Here is a 17,650-nt window from a genome sequence, read left to right on the forward strand (position 1 = left end):
CTAGGTTCGCATTTCATTGATTTTCGCCAAGGAGCATCCCCAATGGCCACTGTAGCAGTAACAGACGCAACCTTTGACGCCGAAGTGCGCCAGTCCGATATCCCCGTTGTCGTGGATTTCTGGGCGGAATGGTGTGGCCCTTGCAAACAGATCGGCCCCGCTTTGGAAGAATTGTCGGTCGAGATGGCCGGCAAGGTGAAAATCGTCAAAGTGAATGTCGATGAAAACCCCAATTCCCCCGCACAGATGGGCGTGCGCGGCATCCCGGCGCTGTTCGTCTTCAAGGACGGTCAGGTCGTATCGAACAAGGCCGGTGCTGCGCCCAAAGCCGCCATTCAAGGCTGGATCGAAGACTCGATCTGATCTTCAACGGGCATGTTTTGACCGCACAGGACCCTGCCGCTGTCCTGTGCGGTTTTTTGTTGCGCCGCGACGCCCAAAACCGCGGGCGGCGGCTGCGGGGTTGTGTCACCCAGCCAGCACCGCCATATAAATCCAAACCGCAAGGAGATGATGATGGCGAATGATACTTTCCCCGGCTGGCACGGCACCACGATCATCGGGGTGCGCAAAGGTGGCAAGGTCGTCATCGCCGGTGACGGACAGGTCAGCCTGGGCCAGACCGTGATCAAAGGCACCGCGCGCAAGGTGCGCCGTCTGTCGCCCGGCGGGCAGGATGTGATCTGCGGTTTTGCCGGATCGACCGCCGATGCCTTTACCCTGCTGGAACGGCTGGAGAAAAAGCTGGAAGCGACGCCGGGGCAGTTGGCCCGCGCATCCGTGGAATTGGCCAAGGATTGGCGCACCGATAAATATCTGCAAAAGCTGGAAGCGATGCTGATCGTCAGTGACGGCAAGGACATGCTGGTCATCACAGGCGCGGGCGATGTGCTGGAACCTGAACATGATGTGACCGCGATCGGGTCGGGCGGCAATTACGCGCTGGCCGCCGGACGCGCGCTGATGGACAGCGATCTGGGTGCGGAAGAGATTGCCCGCAAGGCGATGGCGATTGCCGCCGATATCTGCGTCTACACCAATGGTAAACTGACGGTGGAGTCCATTGGATGATCGGCCGCGATGATCTGAAAGCGGCTGTTGGCAGCGGATTGTTGTCCGAACAACAGGCCGCAAATCTGATCAGCCTCGCTGATAGCCGCCGGGGCGCAAGGGAAGATCTGGCCGCTGGTGATGAACCATTTGAATTGTTCAAAGGCTTCAACGAGATTTTCATCGTCATCGGCCTGTTGATCTTGTCATTCGGCTGGTGGGGTGTCGTTGCCGTCGTGCTGAGCGACCGGATCGTGAATATCCCAACCTTTTCGGCAGTCACTGCAGGGCTGGGCGCGGTGTTTCTGTGGCTCTTGTCGGAATATTTCATCCGCAGACGCCGGATGGTTGCGCCTGCCATCGCCCTGTCGGTGATGTTTGCGGGCAATGCCGCCTTTGGCTTTATTGCCGCGATGTCGGAACCTTTCATGGTCGCGCAGGGTGATTATGCCAGCGTGCCTTGGCCGCTATTCCTCGCCACACTGACGCTGGGCGTCTACTGGTGGCGGTTCCGCGTGCCTTTCGCGATGGCGATGATCGCGGTCGGGTTCTTTGCCGTGGCGATCATCTATACCGCCAGCCGTGGTGGCAGGATTGAAGCAGTGAGCGATCTGTTCCTGCTCTCTGCCGGTGGGCCGTTTGCCTATATCACGCTGGCGCTGGGGCTGGTGGTTTTCGCTGTCGCCATGACATTCGACATGAGCGATCCGCATCGCGTGACCCGCCGGTCGGCCAATGGGTTCTGGCTGCATGTCGTGGCAGCACCGGCGCTGGTTAATACCGTCGCGCTGTCGCTGCTTGATCAGGACAGTGCCGGGTCAAATGTCATCCTGCTCGCCTTTCTGACCCTGTTCGCCCTTGTCGCCATTGTCATTGATCGCCGGTCTTTCCTAATTGCCGCCATCGGCTATATCGTCGTCTTGGCAGGCACTGTGCTGGACGGCGACGGTGCTGCGCTGACCGTGCTGGCGCTGGGTATCGTGCTGTTGCTGCTGGGTGCGTTCTGGGAACGAATCCGCGCGCGCATTCTCCGTATCATGCCGGACATTGTGCCGCTGCATAAACTTCCCCCCTCTCATATCTAAGGACTGACATGACAGACCTGACCCCCCGCGAGATCGTATCCGAACTGGACCGTTTTATCATCGGCCAGGCAGACGCCAAACGTGCCGTCGCCGTGGCTTTGCGCAACCGCTGGCGGCGCAAGCAATTGGGCGATGATCTGCGCGATGAGGTATATCCCAAGAACATCCTGATGATCGGCCCCACCGGGGTCGGGAAAACCGAAATCTCTCGCCGGTTGGCGAAACTGGCCCGCGCGCCTTTCATCAAGGTTGAGGCGACAAAATTTACCGAAGTCGGCTATGTCGGGCGCGATGTGGAACAGATTATCCGTGATCTGATGGATACCGCGATCATAGATACCCGCGAACATATGCGTGAGGACGTGAAGGCCAAGGCCTTTGCCGCCGCCGAAGAACGCGTGATCACCGCCGTCGCCGGCACCGATGCGCGCGAAGGCACGCGCGATATGTTCCGGCGCAAGCTGAAATCAGGCGAGCTGGATGATACGGTCATCGAGCTGGAACTGACCGACACATCCAACCCGATGGGCGGGTTCGAAATTCCCGGCCAGCCCGGTGGGATGATGAATATCGGTGATCTGTTCGGCAAGGCGATGGGCGGGCGCAAGGTCAAGAAACGCATGACGGTTGCCGAAAGCTATGACGCGCTGATCGCGGATGAGGCGGATAAACTGCTGGACGACGAAACCGTCACCAAGGCCGCGATTGAAGCTGTCGAACAATCCGGCATCGTGTTTCTGGATGAAATCGACAAGGTCTGCGCCCGCTCCGACGCCCGCGGTGCAGATGTATCGCGCGAAGGCGTGCAGCGCGATCTGCTGCCCCTGATCGAAGGCACGACGGTTTCGACAAAACACGGGCCGATCAAGACCGACCATATCCTGTTCATCGCCTCGGGCGCGTTTCATGTCGCGAAACCATCCGACCTTTTGCCGGAATTGCAGGGCCGTCTGCCGATCCGCGTCGAACTGCGCGCACTGACGGAGGATGATTTTGTCCGCATCCTGACCGAAACCGACAATGCACTGACCTTGCAATATTCCGCGCTGATGCAGACCGAGGATGTGACCGTCACCTTCACGCCGGAAGGGATCAAGGCTTTGGCCAAGATTGCCGCGAATGTGAATGAAGCGGTGGAGAATATCGGCGCACGCAGGCTGTATACCGTGATGGAACGCGTGTTCGAGGATCTGTCCTTCAACGCGCCGGACCGGGGTGGTGAAGAGATCGCTGTGGATGCTGATTTCGTTGAAAAGCATCTGGGGGAATTGTCCCGCTCGGTGGATGTCAGCCGCTACGTGCTGTAATTTCCAGTTAGCGCTATCATTTTGCGCTTTTAACTTTTGGCAGACCGGATCATTTAAATCTCATGACCGGTCTGCAGACTTACTTCAAATTCATCCGCGACAATGCCCCGTTCCTTGCAACGGGCGCGCTGTTGTCGTTTCTGTCCAGCTTTGGGCAGACCTTTTTCATCTCGATCTTCGGCGGAGAAATCCGCGCGGAATATGGGCTGAGCAATGGCGAATGGGGGCTGATCTATATGGTCGGCACCGGGGCATCCGCGGCGCTGATGGTTTTTGCGGGCGGGCTGGCGGACAGGTTCCGCGTGCGGGTGCTGGGCATTGTCGTGATCTGGATGCTGGCGCTGTCCTGTCTGGTCATGGCGTTCAATCCGGTGGCGGCTTTGTTGCCTGTGGTGATCTTTCTGCTGCGGTTCACCGGGCAGGGTATGACCAGCCATGTCGCCGTTGTCGCCATGGCGCGCTGGTTCGTCGCGACGCGGGGTCGGGCGCTGGCCATCGCCGCCTTTGGTTTCATGCTGGGCGAGGCGACCTTGCCACTGACGATGGTCTGGCTGAAATCCTTTGTCGACTGGCGGATGTTGTTTGTGGGCTGCGCTGTGTTCTGCATGCTGGCGAGCGGCCTGTTGTTCCGCCTGTTGCGGTTGGAACGCACGCCGCAATCTGTCGCAGAAACCAATCAATCTTTCGGGATGCATGGCCGGTTCTGGACGCGGGCAGAAGCTCTGCGCCATCCGTTATTCTGGGTCATGGTGCCTGCGGTGATGTCCTTTTCCGGCTTTGGCACCGCCTTCTGGTTCCATCAGGCGCATTTTGCGGAGATCAAAGGCTGGTCGCACCTATCCTTGGTCGCGGTCTTTCCGCTTGGCACGGCCGCCTTGTTGTTTTCGACAATCCTTTATGGCTGGGCGATTGATCGCTTTGGCGCGATACGGTTGTTGCCGGTCTATCTTGCCCCGCTGGTCATAGCCTTCGTGCTGCATTGGTATGCGCCATCGCTGTGGTGGTCGGCGCTCGCGATCATTCTGATGGGGTTGGCGGGTGGCGGGCAGGCGACGATCCTGAATGCGTGTTGGGCAGAGCTTTACGGCACTCGCCATATCGGGTCGATCAAATCGGTGGCAACCGCGCTGATGGTGCTGGGGTCAGCTATCGGGCCGGGGTTCAGTGGCTGGCTGATCGATATCGGTGTCGGGTTCGAAGTGCAGCAATTGGGCTATGCCGCGCTCTTTGCCTTTGCAGCGCTGGTGCTGATCGTGCCGGCGCGGCGGGCTTATGCGACCTTACCGACGACGCCGTAGATAGACGTAATAGGCTCCATAGCCGCCATGTTTGAAATGCGCGGGCGTGACCTGCAAGATTGCCTGCGACAGCGGCGGCAGGGCCAGCCATTGCGGCACCTGATGCCGCAGCACGCCGTTGCGGGTGGGGATCGGGCCGCCATCGTCACGCTCTTTGCCTTTGCCGGTGATCACCAGCACCAGCCTACGCCCCATCGCCTGTGAGCCGAGGATGAAATGCAACAATTCCGGATGCGCCTCGGCCATGGTCATGCCATGCAGGTCGATCCGGCCCTCTGGCAGCAGCTTGCCGCGTTTCATCTTGCCGAATGACTTGCTGTCCATATGCACCGGTGCATTGGCAAGGCGGTGGGTGATACCGGGCAGCAGGTCATTGGGGCGGTGGGCATTCGCCTTTTGACCGACTTGAAAGTCTGGCAGAGGATCGCGCGGTGCGACAGAGGGTTTCTGCACCGGGGCCAAAGGTGTGGGGTCAGGCCGCGCATCGGGATTCATCGGCGTGGCACTGTCTGCGACACGGTCCCATAGCGCGCGTTCTTCGGGGGACAGATGACGGGGGCGACGCATCAGACCTGCCCTGCAAGACGTTGCGCGACAGTGTTGGGCAAGAGCGTGACCATGCGACCACCATCCTTGATCCGGCCTGCCTGATCACCGGCCCCGGTGCCGGTGCCAAAGAAGATATCCGCACGCTGCGCGCCTTTGATCGCCGATCCGGTGTCTTGTGCGACCATCAGGCGGTTGATCGGCTCCACCCCCTGTTTTTCAATCCAGACCGGCGCACCAAGCGGCACGAAGGCCGGGTCAACTGCAATGGTGCGGCCTGCGGTGACAGAGCGTTTCATCGCGCCCAAAGGCCCGTCATCAGTGGACAGGTCGGTCAGTTCACGGAAAAAGACGTAGCTTTCGTTGACCCAGAGCAATTCACGGCCCGCATCTGGGTTCTGCCGGACCCAGTCTTGGATAAAGCCCGCGGATAGCTGATCTGCAGGCGCAATGCCGCGCGCGATCATTTCCTTGCCGATCGACGCATAGGGCCAGCCGTTCTTGCCCGCAAAACCCAGCCGCATGACTGACCCATCCGGCAGACGCACGCGGCCAGAGCCCTGCACATGCAGGAAAAACGCATCGACCGGGTCGGCCAGCCAGACAAGTTCATGCCCAGCGAAAAGCTGATCTTCCTCGATCTGGCGGCGACTCGCTTTGCCCGCATCGGGGGGGAGCGCATAGACCGGATTCTGATATTGCGCGTCAGCGACACGCGATCCGGCCAGTTCGGGCTCAAAATAGCCGGTGAACAGCATTGATGCGCCATCACTGATCAGGACCGGGGTGAAATACAACTCAAAAAACCCGCGCGGATCGGTGCTGGTGGGTGCTAGATGGCATGCGGCCTGCCAATAGGGATCACTGATCCGGTCGGCGGTTTTGCAAAAAACATCAAGGGCGGCCCGATGATCATCGGCCGCCCATCCGTTCAGGTCGTCAAAGGACAATATCTGATAGGCTGCATCGGCCATCACGTTGCCTCACGGCCGCTGCCGGATCATTCGCCGGTGGCGACCAGTTTCCAGTTCGGATCGTCGCCATCCATCCGGCGCGCAAAGGTCCATGTGTCCTTGAGGCGCTTGATCTCTTTTTCGCTACCTTCGACGATTTCACCATCGGCATTGCGGACGACAGATGTCATTTCGCTTTTGAAGCGGACCGAAATCTCGCCTTCTTTGGTGGATTCGTCAAATTCGGCATGGGCAAGGGTCATGTCGCTGATCCCGATGAATGTCGCCTTGACGGTCAGGCTCTGACGCTGGCGGTCATCGACGACGCTGGCGAAAGCTTCGTAAACATCCTGCGAGATGAACGGGACAATGCTGTCCATATCGCTGTTTTCAAAGGCCATGAGGATCATTTCATAAGCACCGCGCGCGCCGCCCAGAAAATCGCCCACGTTGAAACTCGGGTCCACGCGTTTCATAGCGGCCAATGCCTTGGCTGCAGCGGAATCTGCAGCGACATGGTCGGTGATATCAAGGTCCGGCCCACCTTCGATCACGTCGAAATCCGGTTTGCGGCGCGTTGCGGTGTCTTCCCGCGTGACGGCGGGTTTTTCAAAGCCTTCGCGCGTGCCCAGAACGCCGCGCAAGCGCAGGATCAGGAACACAGCAATGCCCGCAAGCACCAGAAGCTGGATAATCGGAGAATTCATCAGGACCTCGTGTCAGGATAAGGCATGGAAACACGCCCGTTGCCTACCTATGTAGGTCACGGGTCAGGTCAAGTCCACCATGCCCACAAGAAGTTATGAAAGGCACGCGCCATGTGGCTCCTCTTTGCATTCGTTGCGGTCCCGATGATCGAGATTGCGCTGTTCATCCAAGTCGGTGGGTTTATCGGTATCTGGTGGACCTTGCTGATCGTGCTCGCGACAGCGATAGCCGGGTCCTATCTGGTGCGTCAGCAGGGCCTGCGTGAATTGGGCAAACTGCAACGGTCGTTTTCAGAAATGAAAGACCCGTCAGAACCACTGGCCAATGGCGCGATGATCCTGTTTGCCGGGGCGATGCTGCTGACACCGGGGTTTTTCACCGATGCGGTCGGGCTGGCCTTGCTGATCCCGCCGGTACGCAGAACCGCGTTTCATTGGATCAAGGCGCGCCTCAAAGTCGCGCGGTTCGAGGCAGGTCAGCAGCAAGCAGAGCCGCAGCGCCCTGCTGATACCGTGATTGATGGCGATTTCGAAGAGATTGCACCCGATAAACGCCCGACACATGCACCTTCCAAATGGACCCGGCATTGAGCCTGCGGGCGCGGGCTGCTAGGAATAAGCAACCGAATTGCAATCAAAGCAGGTTTTCATGACTGATACACCCGATAACGCCGCCCCAGCCGCAGCCGGTGCCGCACAACAGCAACAACCGATCAACAGCCGCGTGCTGGCGCAATATATCCGCGATATGTCGTTCGAAAATATTCTTGCGCAAAAAGGCGTGAAGGGCGACGCGCAGCCGGAAATTCAGGTGCAGGTCAATCTGGACGCCCGCAAGCGCACGGCGGACCACCAGTTCGAAGTGATCACCAAGCTCAACATCACCAGCAAGACGAAAGCGGCGGGCGAGCCTTTGTTCGTGCTGGAAATCGAATATGCTGGTGTGTTCCACGTCGAAGGCGTGCCGGAAGCACAGATGCATCCCTATCTGCTGATCGAATGCCCGCGCATTACCTTTCCGTTCCTGCGCCGCATCGTCAGCGATGTGACACGCGATGGCGGTTTCCCGGCGCTGAACCTTGAAACCATTGATTTCCTGGCGCTTTACCGGGCAGAACTGGCCCGCCGGGCCGAAGCTGACAAAGCCACGGCGACGGTTAACTAAGCTTTTTCCAGACAGCAGCGTCGCCCAGGGCATCAATGAATGCCGCATGGGCGGCGCTTTCCTCTGCCGTGATCCGCGGCGGCAGCGGGGCAGGGCGGGGACCGACGCGCCATTGATCGATACCAACGGAATTCTGGCTATTGCTGCCTTCGGACAGCGCGAAATCGGGTTGGCGCCCGCCGATCAGTTCCAGATAGACCTCTGCCAGAATTTCACTGTCCAGCAACGCGCCGTGCAAAGTGCGTGACGTGTTATCAATCCCATAGCGGCGACAAAGCGCATCAAGTGATGCGGGCGAGCCCGGAAATTTGCGCCGCGCAATAGCCAGCGTATCAAGCGCACGGTCCATCGCTAGGGCGGGTTTATTGACCCAACTGAGTTCGGCGTTCAGAAACTTCATGTCAAACGCGGCGTTGTGGATCACCAGCTTGGCATCACCGATAAAGGTCAGAAAATCGTCAGCGATATCCTTGAACAAAGGTTTGTCGGCCAGAAAGTCATCGCCAAGCCCGTGGACGGCGAAAGCCTCGGCCGGCATTGACCGCTGGGGGTTGATATATTGGTGATAGGTGCGGCCTGTCGGCACGTGTCCCATGAGCTCAACCGCACCGATTTCGACGATCCGGTCGCCTTCGCCGGGTTCAAAGCCAGTGGTTTCGGTATCAAGAACGATTTCGCGCATATGTCACCCCGTCAGTTTGAGGATCAGTTCTTGCACGGCAGCGCGGGTGTCGTCCAGCGTCAGGGTTTCGATGACGTGATCCGCGCGGGCGCGTTTTTCAACATCCGGCATTTGACGGTTCAGGATCTGGGTCAGCTGCGCCTCTGTCATACCGGGGCGGGCAAGCACGCGGGATCTTTGCACTTCCGCCGGGGCAGTAACGACGAGCACGGAGGACAGCCAATCATCTGCGCCGGTTTCGAACAGAAGCGGGATATCGAAGACAATCAGCGGCGCGGTCTGGCAAGCGATGAATTCCTGCCGGTCAGCAGCGACAAGCGGATGCACAATATGTTCTATTTTGTGCAATGCTTGCTTATCAGCAGCTATTATCTCTTTCAGTTTATCGCGCGACACAGCGCTGTCCAAGATCGCATCGGGATAGATTGCCGCAATCGCAGGCACGGCAGCGCCACCTTTGGCATAGAGACGATGCACCGTGGCATCAGCATCCCAAACGGTAATGTCTGCATCACGAAACATCTGCGCGGTCGTGGATTTGCCCATACCGATTGACCCGGTCAGGCCAAGGGCATGTGTCATGCCAGCACGGCGCGGCGCAAAGCGTCGTCAACCTCTGGCCGCTGACCGAACCAGCGCTCAAATCCCGGCACGCCCTGATGCAGCAACATGCCGAGACCATCGACAGTGGTGCAGCCTTTGTCGGCGGCAGCATCCAGAAATTTTGTACGGAGCGGGTTATAGACGATATCGGTCACCACGGCAGAGGATCGCAGCCCATCGAGCGAGATTTTGAAATCCTGTCCGCCGGTCATGCCCAGCGATGTGGTGTTCACGACCGTCGCCGCATCCGCCAGAACCGTGCCGGCCTGCACCCAATCTACGATGCGGATACGTGCGCCAAAATCGGCACGTAAAGCTTCGGCCTTGGGGCGGGTGCGGTTAGTCAGGATGATTTCGGGTGCCCCAGCCTCGATCAGTGACACGATGATTGCGCGAGCCGCACCGCCAGCGCCAAAGACAAGTGCTGGCCCGACCTTGGCATCCCAGCCTGGCGCACCTTGGCGCAGGTTTTCCAGAAATCCGTAACCGTCTGTATTATCTGCGAAAATTCTTCCATCTTCTTTGAATGTCAAGGTATTGGCAGCACCGATCAGCGTGGCACGATCGGTCAATTGATCGGCCAATTGCATGACATTTACCTTATGCGGCAAGGTCACATTCAACCCGACAAAGCCCTGCGCGGGCAAGGATCGCAGCGTGTCGTGCAACGCATCTTCGGTCACATGCAATGCCTCGTAGCTGCCAGCGATGCCATAGCGCTGCAACCAATGCCCGTGTAATTTGGGCGAAAGAGAATGGCTGATCGGGTTGCCGATCACACCGGCGCGGGGGAAAGCTGTCATTTCGGCAATGTCCCGCGAAGCGTCAGATATGACAAGAGTTCAAGCAGCGGCAGACCCAGAACATTGAAATAATCCCCCTCGATGCGTGTAAAAAGTCGCACCCCTTCTTCCTCCAGCTTATAGGCACCGACGGCGTGACGCAGAGAATCCCAGTTCCGGTCGATGTAATCCGTCAGGTAATCGTCAGATGCGTCGCGCATATGAAGCCGGACGACACCGACATGCCGCCAGAGCGGTTTACCGTCACCATAGATCACCGCAGCAGAAAGAAGCTGGTGCTTTTTGCCCCGCAGCGCCTGTAACTGCGCAAGAGCATCCGCAGGCCTGGTCGGTTTGGCAAAGATCTGCCGGTCAAGCGCCAGAATCTGATCGCAACCGATCACAAGGGCATCTGGATATTTGCTGGCCACGCGCTGCGCTTTGAGTTCGGCGAGCGTGTCAGCGATATCGCGGGGCGAGGCATCTTCGGCCTGAAGCGAGGCACGCAGGGCATCTTCATCGATCCAGGCGACCTGAATATCAAGTGTGACACCGGCGTTGCGCAGCAATTGCGCCCGGATGGCGGAGCCGGAGGCGAGAATGATCTTGTCTTGCATGTGGATAACCTGCTGGAAAAACCCGTGGCAACTGGTCCTGAAAATGCGCTCAGATTTGGTGTTAGCGCCAGCCTGTGCAGAAACCTAGGCTTGTTGACTGCGAGATGGCGCTTTTTCCACGGTGGGAAAGGATAAAGTCTGCTTGTGGAAGAAATCTTGGGAGCGCGGTTGATGAGGGGTTCGTTCAAGGCTCATTTACAAAAAGTACAAATCACAAGCATATGTTTTAAAACATAAATACTATGACAGAGAATTTTTTTCGAAATTTTTATCCATCCTGCCAGCCTGTTGATAAGTCTGCGGATGAAAAAATTAACCACAGAAAAATGTGGCACTAAAATCAACATCATCTTTTCTTTCTATATAATTATTTATTAATGATGCCTGACCCAACCGGAGCGCTTTCGCACATGCCTGATTTTCTGTTCAGCCTCTATCCTTGGGTAAAGGCCCTGCACATCATGGCTGTCATCGCCTGGATGGCCGGGTTGTTCTATTTGCCGCGTCTCTATGTTTATCATGCAGAACGTGCGACGGTTGGATCGGAGCTCGACCAGACCTTTCAGGTGATGGAAGAAAAACTGCTGCGCCTGATCATGAACCCGGCGATGATCGTTGCGTGGCTGGCGGGGCTTTTCCTGCTGTCTCTGGGGGTCTTTGATTGGGGTGCAGCCTGGTCCTGGATCAAGATCGGCGCTGTGCTGGCCATGACAGGCGCGCATGGCTGGATGGCAAAGCGGCGCAAGGAATTCGTGGCAGGGCAGAATACGCGGACAGGGCGAACCTATCGGCTGTTCAACGAGGTGCCGACAGTTCTGATGGCGGTGATCGTGATCGCTGTCATTGTGCGACCGTTTTAAGGATACGTTGACTCTAGTTGTGAGCTTGATTAACAGGGGTCTGTGTTCCGTCCGGGACATTGATTTCCCTATCCGTCCCTATATCGCTGGCTGATTGGCCAGAACTGGATTCTCCCATGCAACAAGACCGTTTGAACCTTGCCGACCTGAAGGCGCAAAGCCCCAAGGACCTTTTGTCGATGGCTGAAGAGCTGGAGATTGAAAACGCATCGACGATGCGCAAGGGCGACATGATGTTCGCGATCCTCAAAGAACGCGCGGATGATGAATGGGTCATCGGTGGCGATGGTGTGCTGGAAGTGTTGCAGGACGGATTCGGGTTTCTGCGCTCGCCCTCGGCGAACTATCTGCCGGGGCCGGATGATATCTATGTCTCGCCCGATATGATCCGGCAATATTCTTTGCGCACCGGCGATACTGTCGAAGGTGTGATGAAGGAACCCAATGATAATGAACGTTATTTTGCGCTGACATCGGTTGAGCGGATAAATTTTGAAGATCCTGAAAAAGCGCGTCACAAGGTGGCTTTTGATAACCTGACACCGCTTTATCCCGAAGAACGGCTGATCATGGAAATCAATGATCCGACGGTCAAGGATCGGTCGGCGCGCATTATCGATCTTGTGGCACCGATCGGGAAAGGCCAGCGGTCGCTGATCGTGGCGCCACCGCGAACAGGTAAGACGGTGCTGTTGCAGAATATTGCCAATTCGATCGAAAAGAATCACCCGGAATGCTATCTGATCGTTTTGCTGATTGATGAACGGCCCGAAGAGGTGACCGATATGCAGCGGTCGGTGAAGGGGGAGGTTGTATCTTCGACCTTTGACGAACCGGCGACGCGGCACGTGGCTGTGGCCGAAATGGTGATCGAAAAGGCCAAACGTTTGGTCGAACATAAGCGCGATGTTGTTATCTTGCTTGATTCGATCACGCGCCTGGGTCGGGCGTTCAACACGACTGTGCCGTCCTCTGGCAAGGTCCTGACCGGCGGTGTGGATGCGAATGCGCTGCAACGGCCCAAAAGGTTCTTTGGCGCTGCGCGGAATATCGAAGAGGGCGGATCGCTAACGATCATCGCGACGGCGCTGATTGATACGGGCAGCCGGATGGATGAGGTGATCTTTGAGGAATTCAAAGGTACCGGTAACAGCGAGATCGTATTGGACCGTAAGGTCGCTGATAAGCGGGTCTTCCCGGCGATGGATATTTTGAAATCCGGGACTCGGAAGGAAGAATTGTTGGTTGATAAGTCGGATCTGGCGAAGACCTATGTGCTGCGGCGGATTCTGAACCCGATGGGAACGACAGATGCGATCGAATTCCTGATCGGCAAGCTGAAACAGACCAAGACAAATTCCGATTTCTTCGATTCGATGAACACGTAACTTATTGTTATTTAACAATGGGTTAGATTGATGGATACGATCTTTGCACTTGCCACCGCCCATGGCCGGGCCGGTGTTGCGGTTATCCGCATCTCTGGCCCGGCTGCGGTTTCGGCTTCTGCGCGTCTCATGTCATCTGTGCCTGCTGATCGCGGTTTGCGGGCTTTGGTCGACGGCCAGGGCGAGTTGATCGATCAGGCGCTGGTACTGCGTTTTGACGCAGGCAAAAGCTTTACTGGGGAAAAGGTGGTGGAGCTGCAATTGCACGGCAGCCCTGCGGTCGTGGCCGCGATGCTGCGCCTGTTAGGAGATGATCCAGCGCTGCGACCGGCGGAACCAGGTGAATTTACCCGAAGGGCGCTGGACAACGGGCGGCTTGATCTGGCGCAGGTCGAAGGGCTGGCCGATCTGATCGACGCAGAAACGGAAAGCCAGCGCAAACAGGCAGTAAGGGTGTTTTCGGGTGCCTTGGGTGCGATTGCGGAAAGCTGGCGAACAAGGCTGGTGCGTGCGGCGGCATTGCTTGAGGCGACCATTGATTTTGTCGATGAAGATGTGCCCGTGGATGTCGTGCCAGAGGTGCGCAGCTTGCTGATTGGCGTCCGCCATGAAATGGCGCGCGAAGCTGCTGGCGTGCGCATGGCAGAGCGGTTGCGCGATGGATTTGAGGTCGCCATCATCGGTGCGCCGAATGTTGGGAAATCGACCTTGATGAACCGGCTGGCCCGGCGCGATGTGGCGATTACGTCCGATATTGTGGGAACAACCCGTGACGTGATCGAGGTGCGGTTGGATCTGGATGGTATCCCGGTGACTTTGCTCGATACGGCAGGGTTACGTGACACGGATGATATTGTGGAAGGCCTGGGTGTCGCCAAGGCGCGCGCCAGGGCGGCGGATGCGGATCTGCGGGTGCATCTGCTGCTGGATGCTGACGTGCCTGACCATGATCTGGCAGCGGGCGATATCTACGTTCGGGCTAAGGCGGATGTGGCAGATGGGGCGGGGCTGCGCGTGTCCGGGCTGACCGGGTATGGCGTGGATGAGTTGGTGGGCTTGATCAGCAGCGAATTGAGCAGGCGTGTCAGCACAGTCGGCCTCGCGATGCGGGAACGGCACAGATTGGCCTTGCTGCGGGCAGTGACCTGTCTGGAGGCCGTGGAGGACGGGCTCGATGCCGATCATGGCATGGTTGACTTGATTGCAGAGGATCTCCGCTCTGCCATTCGTGCGGTGGATAGCCTTGTCGGCCGAGTTGATGTAGAACAGGTCTTGGACGAGATTTTTTCCAGCTTTTGCATCGGCAAATGAGGAGTGTTTCACGTGAAACATCATGACTACGACGTCATCGTGATCGGCGGAGGCCATGCCGGATCGGAGGCTGCGCATGCCGCCGCCCGGATGGGTGCGCGCACGGCTTTGGTCACGCTGACACGGCGGTCGATTGGTGTGATGTCCTGCAATCCGGCGATTGGCGGTCTCGGAAAAGGGCATCTGGTGCGCGAGATTGATGCGCTGGATGGCGTCATGGGGCAGGTGGCAGATCGCGCGGGTATTCAGTTCCGGCTGTTGAACCGCAAGAAAGGCCCGGCAGTGCAGGGGCCGCGGGCGCAGACTGATCGTGCGATCTATCGCGATACGATGCAGGCTATCCTGGCAGCGCACAACGGGCTGACGATTATCGAAGGTGAAGCGACCGATCTGGTGATCGACGGCAATCGCGTCGCCGGCGTACAGCTGCGCGACGGCACCAAGCTGTCAGCGCAGGGTGTGATCCTGACAACGGGCACTTTTCTGCGCGGTGTGATTCATATCGGTGATGTCTCGCGTCCCGGCGGACGGATGGGTGATGACCCATCCGTCGCGATGGCAGAACGGCTGGACAGTTTTGGCCTGCCGCTGGGCCGTTTGAAAACCGGCACGCCACCACGTCTGGACGGGCGTAGCATTGCCTGGGATCAGCTGGAAAGCCAGCCGAGCGATGATGATCCGGTGATGTTTTCCTTCTTGTCGAAAGGGGCATTCGTTCAGCAGGTCAATTGTGGGATCACCCACACCAATGAGAAAACGCATGACATCATCCGGGCCAACCTGGACCGCTCCGCGATGTATGGCGGGCATATTGCCGGGGTCGGTCCGCGCTATTGCCCATCCATCGAAGACAAGGTTGTGCGTTTTGCCGATAAGACGTCGCACCAGATTTTTCTGGAGCCAGAGGGGCTGAACGACCACACGATTTATCCCAATGGAATCTCAACCTCACTGCCGCAGGATGTGCAGGCTGATTATGTCAATTCGATCTACGGCCTTGAAAGGGCTGTGATTTTGCAGCCCGGATATGCGATCGAATATGATTATGTCGATCCGCGCGCCCTGCGGCCGACGCTGGAATTGCGTAACGTGCCGGGGCTTTATTTGGCGGGTCAGATCAACGGCACCACCGGCTATGAAGAGGCTGCGGCGCAAGGTCTGGTTGCGGGCCTGAACGCCGCTGCCTTTGCGCAGGGCAAGGATCCTGTTCAGTTCAGCAGGCGTGAATCCTATATCGGCGTCATGGTGGATGACCTGATCACGCGGGGCGTTTCAGAACCTTACCGCATGTTCACATCGCGGGCAGAGTTCCGCCTGTCGTTGCGTGCGGATAATGCGGATCAGCGGCTGACCGCACGCGGGCGCGATATCGGCTGTGTCGGTGATTCCCGGTGGGCTGCGTTTTCAGAAAAGATGGATCAGATCACGGCAGCACGGACCCGCCTGTCCGATATCAGCCTTTCGGCCCGCGACGTTGCAGCTTTGGGGGTGAAGCTCAATCCAGACGGCCCGCGCAAGACAGCATTGGAAGCACTGGCACTTGCGGATTTCGATTTCAGCCATTTGCGCAATCTTGCACCCGAGACGCAGGATATCGCGGCTGAGGTTCAAGATCAGGTCAAGAAAGACGCGCTTTATGCACATTACATCGCTCGGCAGGAACGGGATATTTCCGCCATGGAACGTGATGAGCAACAGGTGATTCCTGATGATCTGATCTATGCGGATGTCAAAGGCCTGTCCTTTGAACTTGTCACTAAGCTTGAGAAAGCGCGCCCCGTATCCATTGCGCATGCAGGCCGGATTGAGGGGATGACGCCCGCTGCGCTGATGCTGCTTGTCGGCGCGATCAAACGGCGGGCACTTGCCGCGACCGGAAGTTAACCGAATGGGAAATATGATCGGCGGCGTGAATGTTTCACGTGAAACATCTCAGGCGCTGGAAACCTTTGCCGCGCTGGTGCTGAAATGGACGCCGCGTATTAACCTGATCGGAGCGAGCACCAAAGCCGACATCTGGGAGCGACATATCGTCGATTCGGCACAAATCTACCGTTTCGCGCCGGAAAGTTTCGATATCTGGCTCGATATTGGCAGCGGTGGTGGCTTCCCCGGCATCGTCGCGGCGATTCTGGCTAAAGAACATGCGCCAAAGGCGCAGTTCGTATTGGTCGAAAGCGATCTCCGGAAAGCAACCTTCCTGCGCACCGCGATTCGCGACTGCGACCTTAACGCAAAAGTTCTGGCCGAACGGGTCGAAAACCTGCCGGTAGTTGGTGCTGATGTCGTCTCCGCGCGTGCTTTAGGGGCGTTGTCGATGCTGCTGCCGCTGGTCGCGCTGCATATGACGCCCTCTGGCTTGGCCCTGTTGCATAAGGGTCGCCAGGCCGAAAGTGAAATTGCGCTAGCGCGCCAAGATTGGCGCTTTGATCTTGAAGAAGTGGCCAGTATCACCGATCCTGACGCACGACTCCTCCTGATCCAAAGGATAGCCCGTGTCGCTTGATACCCCGCAGATTGCACCGAAGATTATCGCCATCGCCAATCAAAAGGGCGGGGTGGGCAAGACAACCACCACAATCAACCTCGGCGCGGCCTTCGCAGAGCTGAAAAAACGCGTGCTGCTGATCGACCTTGACCCGCAGGGTAACGCCTCAACCGGTCTGGGCATCGGGCCGGACCAGCGCGAGCTGACGACCTATGATGTCCTGTCCGGCGACGCGACTATTTCAGAGGCAACGCAGCCCACAAATGTTGATGGGATGCAGATTGTTCCAGCCACAACTGACCTCAGTTCTGCGGATATTGAGCTTCTGGACAATAAAAAGCGCAGCTTCCTGCTCCGTGATGTCCTGCAAGGGGTCACCGGCTTTGATTACATCCTGATCGACTGTCCGCCGTCGCTGAACATCCTGACCGTCAATGCCATGGTCGCGGCGCATTCCATCATCGTGCCATTGCAAAGCGAGTTTTTCGCCTTGGAAGGCTTGTCGCAGCTCATTCTGACCGTCCGGGACGTCCGCCAATCCGCCAATCCGGACCTGCGGATCGAAGGCATTGTGCTGACAATGTATGACAGTCGCAATAACTTGTCCTTGCAGGTCGAACAGGATGCGCGCGAAAATATGGGCGATATGGTGTTCAAGACGGTCATTCCCCGCAATGTCCGGCTGAGCGAGGCACCCTCTTTTGCAATGCCGGTTCTGGCTTATGATTCGGCCTCTAAGGGCAGTCTCGCCTATCGTGCCTTGGCCAAAGAAGTCATCAAAAAATCAACAAAAATAAAGGCTTAGCAT

At 57.7% G+C, this 17,650-nt stretch carries 20 protein-coding genes; 13 read left to right on the top strand and 7 right to left on the bottom strand.

What is annotated here, in order from left to right; all coding sequences use genetic code 11:
* Positions 1-42 precede the first annotated feature (42 nt).
* From trxA to VOY09_RS04450, 5 genes are all read left to right on the top strand, one after another.
* A complete protein-coding gene (gene trxA, locus VOY09_RS04430; protein WP_322893177.1) occupies positions 43-363 on the top strand; it encodes a thioredoxin in 321 nt (106 codons plus the stop codon).
* 153 nt (positions 364-516) lie between these two features.
* On the top strand, positions 517-1,071 hold the full coding sequence (hslV, locus tag VOY09_RS04435; RefSeq protein WP_322893178.1) for an ATP-dependent protease subunit HslV: 555 nt from the start codon (positions 517-519) through the stop codon (positions 1,069-1,071).
* Complete coding sequence (locus tag VOY09_RS04440) at positions 1,068-2,135, top strand: hypothetical protein (RefSeq protein WP_322893179.1); 1,068 nt, start codon at positions 1,068-1,070, stop codon at positions 2,133-2,135. The genes hslV and VOY09_RS04440 overlap by 4 nt, the downstream gene beginning before the upstream one ends.
* A gap of 8 nt (positions 2,136-2,143) precedes the next feature.
* Entirely contained in the window at positions 2,144-3,442 is a 1,299-nt protein-coding gene (hslU, locus tag VOY09_RS04445; RefSeq protein ID WP_322893180.1) for an ATP-dependent protease ATPase subunit HslU, read from the top strand.
* 62 nt (positions 3,443-3,504) lie between these two features.
* The gene (locus VOY09_RS04450) at positions 3,505-4,740 is read left to right on the top strand and encodes an MFS transporter (RefSeq protein WP_322893181.1); all 1,236 of its coding nucleotides are present in this window, start codon (positions 3,505-3,507) and stop codon (positions 4,738-4,740) included.
* Here VOY09_RS04450 and VOY09_RS04455 read toward each other — a convergent pair.
* From VOY09_RS04455 to VOY09_RS04465, 3 genes are read right to left on the bottom strand one after another with little or no spacing between them, the layout of a single operon-like run.
* Positions 4,723-5,307, bottom strand: a complete 585-nt coding sequence (locus VOY09_RS04455; RefSeq protein WP_322893182.1) for a Smr/MutS family protein — start codon at positions 5,305-5,307, stop codon at positions 4,723-4,725. The genes VOY09_RS04450 and VOY09_RS04455 overlap by 18 nt on opposite strands.
* Positions 5,307-6,260 carry a murein transglycosylase A gene (locus tag VOY09_RS04460; RefSeq protein ID WP_322893183.1) on the bottom strand — a complete coding sequence of 318 codons (954 nt, stop codon included), beginning with the start codon at positions 6,258-6,260 and terminating at the stop codon, positions 5,307-5,309. Before VOY09_RS04460 ends, VOY09_RS04455 begins: the two co-directional genes overlap by 1 nt.
* A 26-nt stretch (positions 6,261-6,286) precedes the next feature.
* Entirely contained in the window at positions 6,287-6,946 is a 660-nt protein-coding gene (locus VOY09_RS04465) for a Tim44/TimA family putative adaptor protein (protein ID WP_322893184.1), read from the bottom strand.
* A 111-nt stretch (positions 6,947-7,057) separates the two neighbouring features.
* On the opposite strand from VOY09_RS04465, the gene VOY09_RS04470 reads away from it, so the two are divergent.
* Both VOY09_RS04470 and secB read left to right on the top strand, forming a co-directional pair.
* On the top strand, positions 7,058-7,537 hold the full coding sequence (locus VOY09_RS04470; RefSeq protein WP_322893185.1) for an FxsA family protein: 480 nt from the start codon (positions 7,058-7,060) through the stop codon (positions 7,535-7,537).
* 58 nt (positions 7,538-7,595) lie between these two features.
* Positions 7,596-8,111, top strand: coding sequence for a protein-export chaperone SecB (gene secB / locus VOY09_RS04475; protein WP_322893186.1), 516 nt, complete (start codon positions 7,596-7,598; stop codon positions 8,109-8,111).
* Here secB and dnaQ read toward each other — a convergent pair.
* Genes dnaQ through VOY09_RS04495 form a run of 4 tightly spaced genes read right to left on the bottom strand, consistent with a single transcriptional unit; the run spans position 8,104 to position 10,795 of the window.
* Positions 8,104-8,793 carry a DNA polymerase III subunit epsilon gene (dnaQ, locus tag VOY09_RS04480; RefSeq protein ID WP_322893187.1) on the bottom strand — a complete coding sequence of 230 codons (690 nt, stop codon included), beginning with the start codon at positions 8,791-8,793 and terminating at the stop codon, positions 8,104-8,106. The genes secB and dnaQ overlap by 8 nt on opposite strands.
* Positions 8,794-8,796: 3 nt before the next feature.
* Entirely contained in the window at positions 8,797-9,375 is a 579-nt protein-coding gene (gene coaE / locus VOY09_RS04485) for a dephospho-CoA kinase (RefSeq protein WP_322893188.1), read from the bottom strand.
* Complete coding sequence (locus tag VOY09_RS04490) at positions 9,372-10,199, bottom strand: shikimate dehydrogenase (protein WP_322893189.1); 828 nt, start codon at positions 10,197-10,199, stop codon at positions 9,372-9,374. Before VOY09_RS04490 ends, coaE begins: the two co-directional genes overlap by 4 nt.
* The gene (locus VOY09_RS04495) at positions 10,196-10,795 is read right to left on the bottom strand and encodes a Maf family protein (RefSeq protein WP_322893190.1); all 600 of its coding nucleotides are present in this window, start codon (positions 10,793-10,795) and stop codon (positions 10,196-10,198) included. The genes VOY09_RS04490 and VOY09_RS04495 overlap by 4 nt, the downstream gene beginning before the upstream one ends.
* A gap of 410 nt (positions 10,796-11,205) precedes the next feature.
* Between VOY09_RS04495 and hemJ the strand changes: the two genes are divergently transcribed.
* The 6 genes from hemJ (at position 11,206) to VOY09_RS04525 (ending at position 17,647) form a co-directional block, all read left to right on the top strand.
* Complete coding sequence (gene hemJ, locus VOY09_RS04500; RefSeq protein ID WP_322893191.1) at positions 11,206-11,655, top strand: protoporphyrinogen oxidase HemJ; 450 nt, start codon at positions 11,206-11,208, stop codon at positions 11,653-11,655.
* Positions 11,656-11,771: 116 nt separating this feature from the next.
* Positions 11,772-13,043, top strand: coding sequence for a transcription termination factor Rho (gene rho, locus VOY09_RS04505; protein WP_322893192.1), 1,272 nt, complete (start codon positions 11,772-11,774; stop codon positions 13,041-13,043).
* Between the two features lie 30 nt (positions 13,044-13,073).
* Complete coding sequence (mnmE, locus tag VOY09_RS04510; protein WP_322893193.1) at positions 13,074-14,354, top strand: tRNA uridine-5-carboxymethylaminomethyl(34) synthesis GTPase MnmE; 1,281 nt, start codon at positions 13,074-13,076, stop codon at positions 14,352-14,354.
* Between the two features lie 12 nt (positions 14,355-14,366).
* Positions 14,367-16,238, top strand: coding sequence for a tRNA uridine-5-carboxymethylaminomethyl(34) synthesis enzyme MnmG (gene mnmG, locus VOY09_RS04515; protein ID WP_322893194.1), 1,872 nt, complete (start codon positions 14,367-14,369; stop codon positions 16,236-16,238).
* Positions 16,239-16,242: 4 nt separating this feature from the next.
* Positions 16,243-16,860: a 16S rRNA (guanine(527)-N(7))-methyltransferase RsmG gene (rsmG, locus tag VOY09_RS04520; RefSeq protein WP_322893195.1), complete on the top strand. Its 618-nt coding sequence runs from the start codon at positions 16,243-16,245 to the stop codon at positions 16,858-16,860.
* On the top strand, positions 16,850-17,647 hold the full coding sequence (locus VOY09_RS04525) for a ParA family protein (RefSeq protein WP_322893196.1): 798 nt from the start codon (positions 16,850-16,852) through the stop codon (positions 17,645-17,647). Before rsmG ends, VOY09_RS04525 begins: the two co-directional genes overlap by 11 nt.
* Positions 17,648-17,650: the final 3 nt, after the last annotated feature.

Origin of the sequence: Yoonia sp. 67-2, assembly GCF_035117555.1 — a bacterium.
Classification (GTDB): domain Bacteria; phylum Pseudomonadota; class Alphaproteobacteria; order Rhodobacterales; family Rhodobacteraceae; genus Yoonia.